A 15,032-nucleotide genomic window follows, 5' to 3' on the forward strand; every position below is an offset into this window, starting at 1 on the left:
TTCTTCCTTCTTCCTTCTTCCTTCTTCCTTCTTCCTTCTTCCTTCTTCCTTCTTCCTTCTTCCTTCTTCCTTCTTCTATAAAAAGTCGATCGCCCGCAATTCAAACACCATGCAAAATCCCGGAGCTTTGGTGACTGTAAAAGCAGCCATCAAACCCCCAGGATTTAAGTTTGTCCTCTTAAACGAGGCTCAAATTATCCGCAGTGAGCTTTAACTCAATCAGCAGTAGCCAATTCGGTACTGGCACCACCGCGCTTCCGCGTCAGAGTATTGAAAAGCATCTGACCAACTGCTTTAATCAAATTGCCTTCTAACTCCATGAACATCTTCATGTTCATGCCAAAAGCTGCATTAGCTTCGTCAACAATTCGTTCTGCTGTTGCTTCGTCAATCGGCAGTTCATTCATTGCGTGACGGTAGTTAGCCTTGAATTCTTTTTCATCAGGAATATCCTGGAATTCATAGAAAGCAGTGCCTTCTCCGTCGGAAAGATTCATCCCGCGCTGGGCAATTCCCTTCAGGATTTGTCCGCCGGATAAATCGCCAAGGTAGCGAGTGTAAGAGTGAGCTACTAACAGTTCCGGTGCGGTCGCCGAAATCTCGTGAATGCGCTGCACATAAGCTTTGGCTGCGGCTGACGGAGCTACTTGTTCGCGCCAATTCGCACCGTAGTAGTAAAATAAATCTTGCTCTAAGCTTTGTTTGCGATTCAACTCAGAAAAGTAAATTTTTGAAACAACCGGGTGCTGCTTTTGGCGTTCCATTTCCTCTTCGATTGCCGAGTAGACAAAGTAGAGGTTTCCTACTAACTTCCGGTAAGAAGTTTTTTCTACAACGCCTTTTAAAAAACACTTGACAAAACCGACGTTTTCTGCCATTGTGTGGGACTTTTTGGTTCCCTCACGCAACTTGGTCGCTAAATTGATGCTCATGCTATATTTGTCCAACCTTCTATTTTTGTGGTAGCTGATGGATGCGCCAAAAATCTAAAATTTACCTAAGTTTTTACCTTAGATCGATTTGATGAGAGATTGTATTAATTTTTATAACAAAAGTTGGCAGTAGTCAGTCGTCAGTTGGCAGTTGGCAGTTGGCAGTTGGCAGTTGGCAGTAGTCATCAGTCATCAGCCACTAACTAATGACTAATGACTAATGACTCATCCTCGCCAGCAAACAACTGTCAACTGTCAACTGTCAACTAACTTAGATGTCCAAGTCGAGGAGGTTGAGTTTGGGGCCGTAGGTTTCAATGAATTCGCGGCGGGGGGCGACACGATCGCCCATTAAGATCGTAAAGATGCGATCGGCCTCAGCAGCGTCTTCAATCTCCACCCGTTTCAGCGTCCGAGTTTCTGGGTTCATCGTTGTATCCCACAACTGTGTCGGCATCATTTCACCCAAACCTTTGAACCGCTGAATGGTGTAGTTAGCATTCGCCGGAAATTCATTGCGGATGAGATTGTTCATTTCGCGATCGCTGTAACAGTAATAATGATTCCGTCCCCGTTCCACTTTATAGAGAGGAGGGCAAGCAATATAGATGTAACCTTGTTCTACAAGTGCCCGCTGATAGCGGTAGAAGAAAGTCAGCAACAGCGTGCGGATGTGAGCACCATCTACGTCAGCGTCAGTCATAATTACGATGTGGTGATACCGCAATTGACCCGGATCGAATTCTTCGCCTTTGATGCCCAAACCCAGGGCTGTAATTAACGATTGAATTTCGTTATTTTTGTAGATTTTGGCGTCGTCGGTTTTCTCAATGTTGAGAATTTTACCGCGCAAAGGCAGGATTGCTTGGAATTGGCGATCGCGCCCTTGTTTTGCCGATCCGCCTGCAGAATCCCCTTCCACCAGGTAGATCTCAGACAGGGCAGGGTCTCTGGAACTACAGTCCGCTAATTTTCCAGGCAAAGGAGACGATTCTAAGACGGATTTTCGGCGCACTAAATCGCGGGCGCGACGGGCGGCTTCAGCAGCCTTAAATGCCTGAATTGCTTTTTCCAAAATAGCGTCAGCTACCTGGGGGCGAAACTCCAAATATTCTGTTAATACTTCGCCTACCAAGGAATCGACAATTCCCCGAACTTCTGTATTTCCTAGCTTAGTTTTAGTTTGGCCTTCAAATTCCGGGTCTGGGACTTTCACAGAAATGACTGCTGTCAAACCTTCGCGAACGTTTTCGCCGGCGAGGTTGGGCTCGTTTTCTTTGATTTTGTTGCGCTTGCGGGCGATCGAATTCATCGTCCGCGTCAAAACAGCCTTCAAACCTTCTAAGTGCGTGCCACCGTCGATCGTCCGAATGTTGTTCGCAAAACCTAAAACGTTGTCGCTAAAAGCATCAACGCACCACTGCAAAGCCACTTCTATCTGCACGTTGTTGCGTTCTCCTTGCACGTAGATCACTTCTTCGTGCAGAGGCTGCTTCTCGCGGTTCATGTAGGCGATATATTCCTTGATTCCGCCCTCGTAACAGTATGTTTCGATGCGAGGTTCGCTACTTTTGAGCAGTTCCAAACGGTGGTCGCTAAACGTAATTCTCACGCCCGCATTCAAGTAACCCAATTCTCGCAAGCGCCCGGCGAGTGTAGTGTAATCAAATTCAATGCCCGTGCTAAATATTTGAGTATCTGGCAAGAAAGAAACTGAAGTGCCGGTGCGAGTGCCTTTGTTGGGCTTGGCAGTAAGTTCAGTAACTGGATTGCCTCTTTCGTAGCGCTGTAAATGTTCTTTTTGGTCGCGCCAAACTGTCACTTCTACCCACTCGGACAGCGCGTTAACAACAGAAATACCTACACCGTGCAATCCTCCAGAAACCTTGTAGCCACCACCGCCAAATTTACCGCCGGCGTGGAGTACAGTCATTACTGTTTCTATTCCCGATTTGCCAGTCTTAGCAACGATGCCGGTCGGGATACCCCGACCGTCGTCTGTCACGGTAACGGAACCGTCGGCGTTGATGTCAATCTCGATGTGAGTGCAGTGGCCAGCCAGCGCCTCATCTATGGAATTGTCCACAACCTCGTAAACTAGATGGTGGAGTCCTCGCGGGCCGGTGGTACCGATGTACATCCCCGGTCGTTTACGGACTGCTTCGAGACCTTCGAGAACTTGAATCTGGTCGGCGCTGTAGCTGCTGGTCATACAAAAATAGCTCCAATAATGAGGCCTAAAGCCCCAAAAGCTTCTAAAATGGGAAAACTCCTAAAATTATAGCACAAAACCGTTAAAGGCGATGCTAGGGCTTTCTGAAGGGAAATTTATCGGGGGGACGTACCCGGCATAGTAGTTTTACTTGGGGAGCTATTGACATTTGGTGGCGGGGCTGTTAGCCGGAAGGTTGAGAAGTGCGATCGCCCGCGGCAGTCTACTGCAAGTCATTAATATTTTTGTAATTCTTGCTTTCGGCGCAATGCCCGCGCTTTGCGTGCTTCTGCTTCTGCGTCGCGGGCCTCGATCGCCTGTTGGACGATCGCCCCTGCAACTTCCGGGTGGGCTGTCAAATATTCCATCAACTCTTTTTCTACCAAAGATTTAACGATTTCTTGTACTTCCGGGTTAACCAGCCGACTTTTCGTCGGGCCTTCAAACTCGGGATTCGGTAATTTAACGGCAATGACGGCGGTGAAGCCACACTCTAAAACTTCATTCCCCATTAAAACTGGGTCTGTATTTTTGAGTTTGCCCAGTTGGTGGCCGATCGCACTTACCACCGGCCTCACTGCCAATTGAAAGGTTTTAATGTAAGTGCCACCATCGATATTCCGAACGCAGTTAGTAAAACCAAACAGTCGGCTGTAGGAATTATCTTGATTCAGAAGGTGCCACTGACAGGCTATTTCTACTTGTACGTCGTCTCGATCGCCCTGAATGTAAATAATATCTTCGTGCAGCGGTTCGACATCAGAGTTCAGGTAGGCGACATATTCCCGGATGCCGCCGGGGAAGCAGTAAGTTTCGATGCAGGGAGAACTGCTGCCTAGCATTTCCAAGCGGTTGTCAGTCAAAATAATTTTCAAACCGGGATTGAGATAAGCAAGCTGCCGCAGATGAAGGGCAAGAGTGGCGCGATCGAACTCAATGCCATTCTTAAAAATCTCCACATCTGGTTTGAAACAAATCGACGTACCCATGCGGTTTTCGGAACTGGGTTTAACTGTCAGCGGCGTAACTGCCATGCCTTTCTCAAAACGCTGGTTGTAAATTTGCTCCTGGCGCCAAACAGTCACCTGCAACCATTGAGACAAAGCATTGACAATTGCTAGCCCAAGTCCGTGGATACCTCCAGAAACCTTGTAGCCGTCGCCACTCCTGCCAGCAAAGCAGAGAACCGTTAAAACTGCTTCCAAGAATGATTTGCCAGTTTTGGAATGAATCTCGGTGGGAATTCCCCGCCCGTTGTTTGTCACGGTAACGGAACCGTCGGCGTTGAGGTCAACCTCGATGTGAGTGCAGTAACCGGCCAGCGCTTCGTCGATGGAATTGTCAACAACCTCGTAAACTAAATGGTGGAGTCCTCGCGGGCCCGTGCTACCGATGTACATCCCCGGTCGTTTGCGAACTGCTTCCTGATCTTCGAGAACTTGAATCTGGTCGGCGCTGTAGCTGCTGGTCATACAACAATACCTCCAATAATGAGGCTTAAAGCCCCGAAAGCTTCTAAAATGGGAAAACTTTTAAAATTATAGCACAAAACCGTTAAAGGCGATGCTAGGGCTTTCTGAAGGGAAATTTATCGGGGGGACGGAGGGGAATAGTTTTGAGATTGCTTCGCGACTCCCCATGCGTAGCGCGGTGAATCAGTGTAGGAGAGACGGGAAAGCATTGAGAGGAGAGGATTTGAGAGTTTTTATAGGGAAACGTGCGACAGCTTATGCCTAGATTAATTACGATTTGTGGGGCGACGGCGACGGGGAAGTCGGGAGTGGCTTTGGCTTTGGCGGGGCGACTGCAATCCTCGATTCTGAGTGCGGACTCCCGTCAAGTGTACCGCGAATTTGACATCGGAACCGCAAAACCGACGGCGGTCGATCGCACTTGTGTACCGCATCACTTAATTGACATCTGCGATCCGACAGAAACTCTGACACTAGCAGATTACCAACAGCAAGCTCAAAATTTAATTGCTGCTGTCGATTTTCCTGTTTCTCCCCCCCTGTTGTTGGTGGGAGGGACGGGCTTATATATTAAATCGATCGTGCGCGGTTTGAAAATTCCGATGGTAGCGCCGATGCCCGAATTGCGATCGCAACTTGCAGAACTCGGACAATCTCAATGTTACGCGATGTTGCAGCAGGTCGATCGCTCTGCCGCTGAGAAAATTCACCTCAATGACCCAGTAAGAACTTTAAGAGCACTGGAAGTATTTTATGTCACGGGTCGCCCTATTTCCGAACAGCAGGGGGAAAATCCTCCCAATTATCCTATTTTACAAATTGGGTTGGATTGCGATATGGAGGTTTTGGTCGATCGTATCAAACAGCGCACCGAACAAATGCTAGAACGCGGTTGGATTGCTGAAGTAGAATATTTGTGTAAAAAATATGGCTGCGACTTGCCACTGTTGAACACGCTGGGCTATCAGGAAATGAAACAATATTTGGCTGGCGACATTAAGCTGGAAGAAGCCAAAGAATTAACAATTTTGCACACGCGGCAATTTGCGAAGAGACAGCGGACTTGGTTTCGAGCTTATCCTGAAATTGAATGGTTTGATGTTAGCGCACCAGATTTGCTAGAAAGAGTTTGGCAGAGAGTTGAAGAGTTTGAGGGACGCAGATCAAGACTGATGTAATTTCAATTTTTCGTTCCCCGGCAGAGCCTGGGAATGCCTGAATCCGAGGCTCTGCCTCGCGGGAATAGGGAGGCAGAGCCTCCGGATCTGCGTTCCTAGGCAGAGCCTAGAAACGAGGGGAAATGCGTCAATTAACTGTACAAACTCGCCACATATTCACCATAACCGTTATAGGGCAAAGTTGGGCGAGTTTCCCACGACCAACTGTTACCGGGGCCGACTATCCGTTCGCTGGCCTGCGACCATCTGGGGTGTGGCTTGTCGGGTTCGACATTTGCTTCAAAGGCATATTCGTTGGGGCCGATTGTATTCCAAAAAGTGGCGGGCTGTTGTTCGACAAATTCAATTTTTACGATCGACTTTGCGCCCTTAAAACCGTACTTCCAAGGAATCACTTGTCGCAGCGGCGCACCATTTTGTTTTGGTAGCTTTCGGCCATACAAGCCTGTGGCAAAAAATGCTAAATCGTTTGCCATTTCTTCAATTCGCAGACCTTCGGTATAAGGCCAAGGATAAAATTGCGACATCAAACCGGGGCCGGGAGTAATTTTGGGGTCGTAAAATGAGGTGAAGCGAACGAATTTAGCCTTCGATTGCGGTTCGACATCCGCCATCAGTAATTTCATGGGAAATCCGACCCAAGGAACTACCATCGCCCACGCTTCTACACAGCGAAATCGATAAACTCGTTCTTCGATAGGGAATTTCTTTTCGAGGTCGTTAATATCATAAGTTCGGGGATTTTTTACTAAACCGCCTACTTCTACTTTCCAGTTTTCTGTTGGCAAAGCTTGAGCTGCTTGCCAAATAGATTTTGTGCCGCCGTATTCGTAAAAATTGTTGTATTTTGTAGCTAAGGCTTCGTCGGTAATCGCTCGATCGACTTTCGCAAAGGCGGGATTCCGGCTCAATTCCGAATATGCTTGGGTTGAGCTTTGATCCAGAGCAGTTTTTGAGCTAGGATTGCTTTGGCAGCCCGTCAGCGGTAGCAGCGAAGCTGTCACGCCGGCGCCAATTAAGTTTGTCATGAAGCGGCGGCGGTTGAGAAATGCTGTTTCTGGGGTAATTTGTGGGTTGAGAATTTCCCAAGATTTGGGTACGCGAATTAAGGGCATAAGTAATAGTTAAAAGTTAGTAGTTCGTTTGGCGAAAGTTGCCAAAATTTTAATCGGTTACTCGATTGGATATTTGCAGTTTTAGATTGACTCCATAGAAAAAAGAATCGCGGATATTTGGCACTGTCTTGCGATTGCTTTGCTGCGATCGCAATGCAAGTATTCGCAATGACAGTATAGCTTAATTCGGTAACAACTGAGATATTGCACCATTCTCAATAACAGGCTTTCCGACCTGTTCCACAAAGAATGATTTTCTTGTGGGGTGGGCAGGAGAGCCCGCTTGTACGATCGACCTATTAAACCTTGCTCGCAGGAAACTCAGCAATAATTAACGTGCGATCGCCCGCGTGCAATGGTGGCGAAAATCTGGGAAACAATTATGATCAAGCAAAGATTCCAATTATTTAATTTGTCCACAGGAAGCGGCACGCACCGCCCCGCTTTCCTCCCCCACCAGCAATAATGTCGGACGGGGGTCTCCAGCGGAAAGACAAATGAGTTACTGCACCAATCCCAATTGCCAGAATCCCCAAAATCTCGATCGCGCGACAGTCTGCAAAAGCTGCGAGTCGAACCTGCTGCTAAAAGGGCGCTACCGAGTCTTTCACACCCTCGGTCAAAGTCTTACTTGCCGCACCTTCTTAGCAGTCGATGAAGACCAACCTTCGCAACCCCGTTGCGTCATTCAACAGTTCTGCACGCCCGCAGGCACAGCGGACGGTCAAAACCCCCTAAACCGGACTTTTCGCGGCTCAGCCTCAGTTCTCGACGAGTTGGGCAAACATCCCCAAATACCGAAACTGCTGGCATCTTTTGAAGTCGAAGGCTGCCAGTATTTAGTGCAAGAATACATCGAAGGCCGCAATTTAGCCGATCGGCTTTCAGAAAAAGGTGTTGTTAAAGAAATTCAAATTTGGTATCTGCTGAGCGAATTGTTGCCAGTCCTGCAATTTGTTCACGAACATCAACTGATTCACGGAGATATCAAACCGTCGAATATTATTCACCGCAAAACTCCCCAAGCATCGCCAGCTTTCGCAGGGAAAGAGGATCTACATCCCCTGTCCCAGGAAAGTGCCTCTGGGCTAGTTTTAGTCGATTTCGGCGCGGCAATTCCGGCTAATAGCGGGCCGCTGAAAACAAAAACGGTGACAGGTTCTGCAGAATACGCGGCCCCGGAACAAATTAAAGGCCAAGCGATTAAGAGCAGCGACATCTACAGTTTGGGCGTCACTTGCATTCACTTGTTAACGGGAATGTCGCCCTTTGATTTGTTTGACATCAAATCCGAAAGTTGGACTTGGAGACATTATTTAAAAGTACCAGTTTCGGCGCGACTCGGCCGCATTCTGGATAAAATGGTGCAGCGAGAACCATCAAAACGCTATCGATCTACCGAGGCAATTCTCACAGACATGAAATACGGCCCGGCACCGGTAGACGTGATTCTCAGCAAACCCAAGTGGACTTTGGCCATGTGGGGAGGAACTGCGGTTGCCCTGCTGTCCGTAGTGCTGGGTTCTCGCTTGCCATCGACCGTACCACAGGCTTTCACTTCTTCTGAGCCTGTTTCTAGCATTCCCGAAATTCGGTTCAATCCGCCCCCGATGCAGGATTTCAACGGTGAGGCATCGCAGTCCCGGCCCGCAGTGCGGACTCTGGCTGATCAAGACAAAAACCCGGTTTGGGCGGTAGCAGTTGCTCCCCAGGGCCGCGTGATAGTCAGCGGGAATAACGACGGCACAATTCACTTGCGGCACAAGCGTCACGGCAAGCTGCTCAAGGTTTTAGCAGGACATTTGGGGCCGGTGTGGTCGGTGGCAGTCAGTCCCGACGGCAGGACGATCGCCAGCGGTGGCGTTGACGGTACGATTAAATTGTGGAATTTCTATTCGGGCAAGTTAATTCGGACTTTGGACGGACACACAGACGGCGTGTTCTCGGTAGTTTTCAGTTCCGATAGCCATACCGTGGCCAGTGTCGGTAAGGACAAAACTTTGAAGTTGTGGCAAGTCGAAGGCGGGGCCGAGTTGGAAACTCTCAAGCAGGTTTTTGACGAGGTGCAGTCGGTGGCTTTCAGTCCCGATCGAGAAACTTTGGCGATCGGCAGCAGCGACGGTAAGATCAACCTGTGGAACTGGCAGACTGGGGAATTGAAACAAACTCTTTGGGGTCATTCCGAGGCGGTTTGGTCTCTGGCCATCAGCCCGGACGGTCAAACTCTCGCCAGCGGCAGTTGGGACAAGACGGTGAAGTTGTGGGATATCAGCGCAAATAATCAGTCCCAGCAACCCAACGGTTCTCTGCTGCGGACTTTGATCGGCCATTCCGACAAGGTTAAGTCCTTGGCTTTCAGTCCCGACGGAGACAAACTCGCCAGCGCCGATTTGAGCGGGACTATCAAGCTGTGGCGCATGAGTTCCGGCGATATCGCGGGTACGCTGAAGGGTCATTCTACCTGGGTGGATTTGGCTTTTAATCCTCAAGACAAAACTCTGATCAGTGGCAGTTTTGACGACACGATTAAAGTGTGGCGACTGTCTCCTTAATTTTTTCGATCGCCCGTTCAATCAATTTTTGAACAGCTAGGGCGATCGAACATTCAGTTAATTGATATATCAACACTTCGGATAGTTTCAATGCCCACGCATGGGATGTTACAAACCCGGTTTCTATGAGTTTTGCTAACAGGAACGAGAAATATAGTCAGCAACCGGGTTTCAGATTGTCAAGAGTGCGTCCAGGACTTTGCTGGCTTTTATCTTGCTTTAATCGGGGTTCCCTGAAACCTATATTCTACGGTTAGTAATCAAAAACAGTCCGAACTGGTGCAGGACTTACGCACAGCCTCAATATATAGTATTTTGTAGGGGCAAACCCCCCGTGGTTGCCCCCATACCTGGAATGATTGCGTAACTCCTATGTTGGTACAAAAACAAATTTAAAATATCAAATAGTCAGAATATGCCTAGAAATCTTGGTTGCTAACTAACACTTGTGGTAAAGTAGTTTAGGCTGTTAAACTAAAATATATGACCGCAAATTCCGAGTTAGCAGAGCAGTATTTGTCAGCGGGCGATAGCCTTCAGAAATCAGGAAAACTTGAGGAGGCGATCGCTCAATATCAAAAATTACTAGCCATTCAAGCCGATAGTCCGATCGCACTCAACAAGATAGCAGAAATTTATTATACGCAACAGAAATATGTAGAGGCGATCGCCTCCTGTTACCAAGCACTTCGCCAGCAGCCCAATTTCGCCCCCGCCTACAAAACTCTAGGCAATATCCTGCAAGCCCAAGGCAAAATAGACGCGGCAATTCGCGCCTACTCCAAGGCGATCGAATTTGATCCTAATTTTGTCGAAGCCTATGTTAACTTGGGCAGTATGTTTTACAAACAAGGCCAGCTCGATGACGCCATAACTTACTATCAAAAATCTATTTGTCTTCAACCAGATTTAGCCGTCGCTTATTGGAATTTAGGTAAAAGTTTGGAGGAGCAAGGTCGAATCAATGAAGGTTTATTTTATCAAAAAAAAGCTCTAAATTTACAGCCGGAGTTAGAAGCGAGAAGCAATTTAGTAAAAAATCACACTTACTGAAGAGGAATGTTATAGTCGGAATAATTCAATTATTAATGATGCAAGCTGGATCAACATGGAAATTAGCCAGAATCCGCTCGAATTCCTAACGGCTAAAGTACAAGAAACAGTTGCCGATACCCAAAACTTAGCCAACGAAATCGCTGCTAAAGTTGAGGAAAATGCAACTGTATTAACGGCGTGGGTACAATCAGCGCCAAGTTCAATGGTTACTGCTGGGGCGATCGCCACTCAAGAAGCTTTTAAAATAGCACATAACATCCGTTTTGAGAACCTGCCAACAAATCTGCAATTCAAATTTGCTAGGGCTGGGGTGCGTGACGGCATCCGAAATGTTCAAGAAGCAGCAAAAGTATTTGAATCCATACCCGCCCAAATTCGTGCCCAAGGGCCAGAAGCAATTCGCAACTTCTGTCAAGATAAAGATTGGAGTCACATCCAAGCGCACGTCAATGGAGGCGGAAGCGAAGCTGCTAACGGGATTTTTGAATATTTTTGGGTGAATCGTGCTCGCGGTGGTGTAGACATGACTGCCGCAGAATTAGCAGTCGCTAAGCAAGTTTTAGCGGATGCAGCGTTTAAAGCAGCAGTTGCGGAAATCGTTGGGGCTGCAATGAAAGGGGCGATCGCCGCAGCAGTAATTGAGTTAATATTTTCTATCTTAGAAAATTCGCTATTGTGCGTGGAAGGCAAAATTACCCAGTCAGAGTTAGTCGAACAAGTCGCCACTGCCACCGCCAAAGCTGGCATTGCTGGCGGTGTTATTACTGGCATTCTGTTAACACTGTGCATGATATTTCCTCCCATTGCCGCCCTTTTAGGTGCGGCAGCGATGCCCTTGGCGGTTGCAGGTATTGGCTTTATGGGAATCCGCGCCTGGGAAATCTTTTGTCAGGGCGATCGGCTATTTGGTATTACTGAACAAACACAAAAATTTCTGGGGATGACTGAAGGGACAACTTAAACCGTTGACAGTTGACAGTTGACAGTTGACAGTTATGATACCCGAATCAAACGGTTTATGAAGTGCGGATTTAAGACTCTATTCATGATAGTTATTTATCTCCGCGTTTTTGGGTGGCGGTTGCTTGTAGCAACATTTTCAGATGATTGGGAAACATAAAATAGTATGGATTCAGTAGAAAAAACTCAAGATCAGCAGCATCCGCAATACAAGCGCGATCGAGCCAGTGTCAATACTTTATTAGCAGGAGAAGCAACCGAATACAATTTATCGGAATTAGCAAGATTAATAATTCGCTACCGAGGATTTCCCGGCGCTAGAGATATCCAATCAGACTTAAAAAAAGTCCTGCAAAAATGGAATCATACCGAAGAAACTCTTTATGAACAAACCCGCAAAATTCACGCTACAGGTGAGGTTTACAGGCGACAAAAAAGCGATCAAGAAGATTGGCTTTAATCTCAAATCTGCAACTTCCAGGAAGAGCCTGGAAGTTGCAGTCAACTGTCAACTGTCAACTGTTAACTATTTTCAAACCATCTCTGGTGAAACTTGCATTGCCGGCTGCGGCTGGAACTGGAACAGCGAATAAACCACATTGCGGCGGATATCCGTCATCATGTCCAAAAACAGCTCGTAACCTTCAGTTTTGTATTCGATCAACGGGTCTTTCTGGCCGTAACCGCGCAGTCCTACAGACTCGCGCAAAGCATCCATTTGTTGCAAGTGTTCCCGCCACAAAGTATCAATTTGCTGCAAAATAAAGAACCGTTCCGCATCTCGCATCAATTCAGCTCGGATTGCATTAACTTCCGCTTCTTTAATGTCGTAAGCATTGCGGACTTGTTCGTGCAGGAAGGTTTTAATTTCCTCAACGGACAAATCTTCTAGCTGATCCGGTGTCATGTCAGCCAGCAGATAAACAAATTCCTTCACCTTGCTCACAAGTTTGTCGAGTTCCCATTCTTCCGAAGGTAAATCGGGATTGATGTATGCTCCCACGATGTCATCCATCGTCTGTTCGGCATACCTAATTACCTGTTCCTTGGAGTCCAAACCTTCCAATACTCGGCGACGTTCCGCATAGATTGCTCGACGCTGATTGTTCATCACTTCGTCGTATTCAAATACCTGCTTGCGGATATCGTAATAGTAGGTTTCGACTTTTTTCTGAGCGCCTTCGAGGGAACGAGTCAGCATTCCAGATTCGATCGGCATATCTTCCTCAACACCGAAAGCTTTCATCAAACCGGCAACCCGTTCACCGCCGAAAATCCTCAGCAAATTGTCTTCCAAACTCAAGAAAAACCGCGTAGAACCAGGGTCTCCTTGGCGTCCCGCCCGGCCGCGCAACTGATTGTCGATCCGGCGCGATTCGTGGCGTTCGGTACCGATGACGTGCAAGCCTCCCAACTGCACGACTTCATCGTGTTCGGTGCTGGTAAAAGCATCGTATTCCCTGCGAGTTAAATTGTAAGCTTCCCGCAACTTTTGAATTACCGGGTCTTTTGTCGGCGCTTTTTCCGAAGCTATAGCCACGATATCATCGGCTTGCAATTCCGTGAGCGATCGCTCGCCGTACTCTTTCACCGCCAATTCCACCGCCGCTTTGAGCATTTGCTCGGCATCTTTCGATAGCTGCGTCGGGAAAATCTGCGCCGAAGCTTTCCAAGACTTAACCTTTTTGGCAGTTTGACCAAAACCTTGAGGTGCGGGGCGGCCACTAATACCAGGCACTTGCACCACCGAAAACCCCTCGTCATCCTCTGGTTGCACGATCCGGGGCATAAAATACTCCCGCAACTTCAGGCGCGCCATATACTCAGAATTACCGCCCAAAATAATATCAGTACCGCGTCCCGCCATGTTTGTGGCGATCGTCACAGCGCCTTTGCGTCCGGCTTGAGCGATAATTTCTGATTCCCGCTCCACATTTTCCGGTTTAGCATTGAGCAAATTGTGAGGAATTTTCCGTTCCAGCAGCAGCCGCGACAGCAACTCCGACTTTTCAACGCTTGTCGTGCCCACCAGTACCGGCCGACCGATCTCGTGCATTTCTGCACAGTCTTGGGCGATCGCATTCCACTTCCCAGCCTCCGCCTTGTAAACCATATCCGAAAGGTCAGTACGGCTGGTAATCCGGTTAGTGGGAATCAGCGTTACTTCCAGATTGTAAATCTTCTCAAACTCTGTCTCCTCAGTCTTCGCCGTCCCTGTCATCCCCGACAGCTTCGGATAAAGCAAAAAGAAATTCTGATAAGTAATAGTCGCCAGCGTCTGAGTTTCCGGCTGAATTTCCGCCCGTTCTTTGGCTTCGATCGCCTGGTGCAAACCGTCGCTCCAGCGCCGTCCCGGCATCACCCGGCCCGTAAACTCATCCACAATCACGACTTCGCGATCGGGAGTGACGATGTAGTTAATATCCTTAATAAACAATTCCTTCGCCTTAATCGCATTAAAAATGTAATGCGCCCAAGGGTCAGCCGGGTCGTACAAATCCGTAACGCCCAACAAATTTTCAGCTTCACCAAACCCTTCATCGGTCAACAGCACATTCCGAGCCTTTTCGTCAACCTCGTAATGTTCTTCATTTTCCTTTCTCAGAGCAGCAGCTACCTCAGCCGCCCGCATATACTTCTCGCTGGGGCGTTCCACCTGGCCCGAAATAATTAGAGGCGTCCGTGCTTCATCGATCAGCACCGAGTCAACCTCGTCAATCACGCAGAAATTAAAAGGACGCTGCACTACATCTTCCATGACAGTAGCCATGTTGTCGCGCAAATAATCAAAGCCGACTTCGCTGTTAGTGGCGTAGGTAATATCGCAGCTATAATTTTTCTTTCGTTCCACCTGATCCATGCCCTGCTGAATCAGTCCCACAGTCAATCCCAGGAAGCGGTGCACCTGTCCCATCCATTCCGCGTCCCGTCTTGCGAGATAATCGTTGACGGTGATGATGTGTACGCCTTTACCGTTGAGGGCGTTGAGGTATGCCGGCAGCGTCGCCACCAGAGTTTTGCCCTCACCGGTTTTCATTTCCGCAATTTGGCCTTTGTGCAGAATGATGCCGCCGAGGAGTTGGACATCAAAGTGGCGCAGCCCCAAAACCCGCTGTCCCGCTTCCCGCACCACTGCAAAAGCTTCCGGCAAGATTTCGTCGAGGATCTCTTTCTCCTCGTTGAGAGATTTAGCTTTTGCCAGACGTTGTTGAAACTCCGCCGTTTTCCCTCTGAGGCCGTCGTCTGAGAGTGCGCGGAAGTCTTCTTCCAGGATATTGATATCAGCTACCCAAGGCTGAAATTTTCTCAGTTTGCGCGCGTTGGGATCGCCTAGCAGATTTTTAAACATGGCAGGAGAGGCAGATTTTTAATAATTTAGCTATTAGCTTTCAGGGTTACGGGCTGTAGTGTTAGCCACAACATATACCCTCCCCGATTGTAGCAACCATTGGCTGTCCTGGGCCGTCGCTGCGGTCGATCGACCGATTTGGGATTTTAGATTTTAGATTTTAGATTGAATAATCGATCGATTTTGGATTTTGGATTTTCGATTTT

At 48.0% G+C, this 15,032-nt stretch carries 10 protein-coding genes; 5 read left to right on the forward strand and 5 right to left on the reverse strand.

What is annotated here, in order from left to right; translation table 11 throughout:
• Positions 1 to 215 precede the first annotated feature (215 nt).
• From QUA43_RS24585 to QUA43_RS24595, 3 genes are all read right to left on the reverse strand, one after another.
• On the reverse strand, positions 216 to 932 hold the full coding sequence (locus QUA43_RS24585; RefSeq protein ID WP_333377206.1) for a heme oxygenase (biliverdin-producing): 717 nt from the start codon (positions 930 to 932) through the stop codon (positions 216 to 218).
• 271 nt (positions 933 to 1,203) lie between these two features.
• Complete coding sequence (gene gyrB / locus QUA43_RS24590) at positions 1,204 to 3,144, reverse strand: DNA topoisomerase (ATP-hydrolyzing) subunit B (protein WP_333377208.1); 1,941 nt, start codon at positions 3,142 to 3,144, stop codon at positions 1,204 to 1,206.
• Positions 3,145 to 3,380: 236 nt separating this feature from the next.
• Positions 3,381 to 4,616 carry an ATP-binding protein gene (locus QUA43_RS24595; protein ID WP_333377210.1) on the reverse strand — a complete coding sequence of 412 codons (1,236 nt, stop codon included), beginning with the start codon at positions 4,614 to 4,616 and terminating at the stop codon, positions 3,381 to 3,383.
• A 257-nt stretch (positions 4,617 to 4,873) separates the two neighbouring features.
• Between QUA43_RS24595 and miaA the strand changes: the two genes are divergently transcribed.
• Positions 4,874 to 5,794, forward strand: coding sequence for a tRNA (adenosine(37)-N6)-dimethylallyltransferase MiaA (gene miaA, locus QUA43_RS24600; protein ID WP_333377213.1), 921 nt, complete (start codon positions 4,874 to 4,876; stop codon positions 5,792 to 5,794).
• A 131-nt stretch (positions 5,795 to 5,925) separates the two neighbouring features.
• Here miaA and msrP read toward each other — a convergent pair whose 3' ends face one another.
• The gene (gene msrP / locus QUA43_RS24605; RefSeq protein ID WP_333377215.1) at positions 5,926 to 6,909 is read right to left on the reverse strand and encodes a protein-methionine-sulfoxide reductase catalytic subunit MsrP; all 984 of its coding nucleotides are present in this window, start codon (positions 6,907 to 6,909) and stop codon (positions 5,926 to 5,928) included.
• Positions 6,910 to 7,406: 497 nt separating this feature from the next.
• Between msrP and QUA43_RS24610 the strand changes: the two genes are divergently transcribed.
• The 4 genes from QUA43_RS24610 (at position 7,407) to QUA43_RS24625 (ending at position 11,937) form a co-directional block, all read left to right on the forward strand.
• Positions 7,407 to 9,461, forward strand: coding sequence for a serine/threonine-protein kinase (locus QUA43_RS24610; protein WP_333377217.1), 2,055 nt, complete (start codon positions 7,407 to 7,409; stop codon positions 9,459 to 9,461).
• Positions 9,462 to 9,944: 483 nt separating this feature from the next.
• Positions 9,945 to 10,514, forward strand: a complete 570-nt coding sequence (locus QUA43_RS24615) for a tetratricopeptide repeat protein (RefSeq protein ID WP_333377219.1) — start codon at positions 9,945 to 9,947, stop codon at positions 10,512 to 10,514.
• 55 nt (positions 10,515 to 10,569) lie between these two features.
• Positions 10,570 to 11,478 (forward strand): hypothetical protein, encoded by a 909-nt coding sequence (locus QUA43_RS24620; protein WP_333377221.1) that lies wholly within the window; start codon positions 10,570 to 10,572, stop codon positions 11,476 to 11,478.
• A gap of 165 nt (positions 11,479 to 11,643) precedes the next feature.
• Positions 11,644 to 11,937, forward strand: a complete 294-nt coding sequence (locus QUA43_RS24625; RefSeq protein WP_333288198.1) for a DUF3288 family protein — start codon at positions 11,644 to 11,646, stop codon at positions 11,935 to 11,937.
• Positions 11,938 to 12,009: 72 nt separating this feature from the next.
• On the opposite strand, the gene secA is transcribed toward QUA43_RS24625, so the two are convergent.
• Positions 12,010 to 14,826, reverse strand: a complete 2,817-nt coding sequence (gene secA, locus QUA43_RS24630; RefSeq protein ID WP_333377223.1) for a preprotein translocase subunit SecA — start codon at positions 14,824 to 14,826, stop codon at positions 12,010 to 12,012.
• Between the last annotated feature and the right edge of the window lie 206 nt (positions 14,827 to 15,032).

Source organism: Microcoleus sp. N9_B4, from assembly GCF_036701635.1.
Classification (GTDB): domain Bacteria; phylum Cyanobacteriota; class Cyanobacteriia; order Cyanobacteriales; family Microcoleaceae; genus Microcoleus.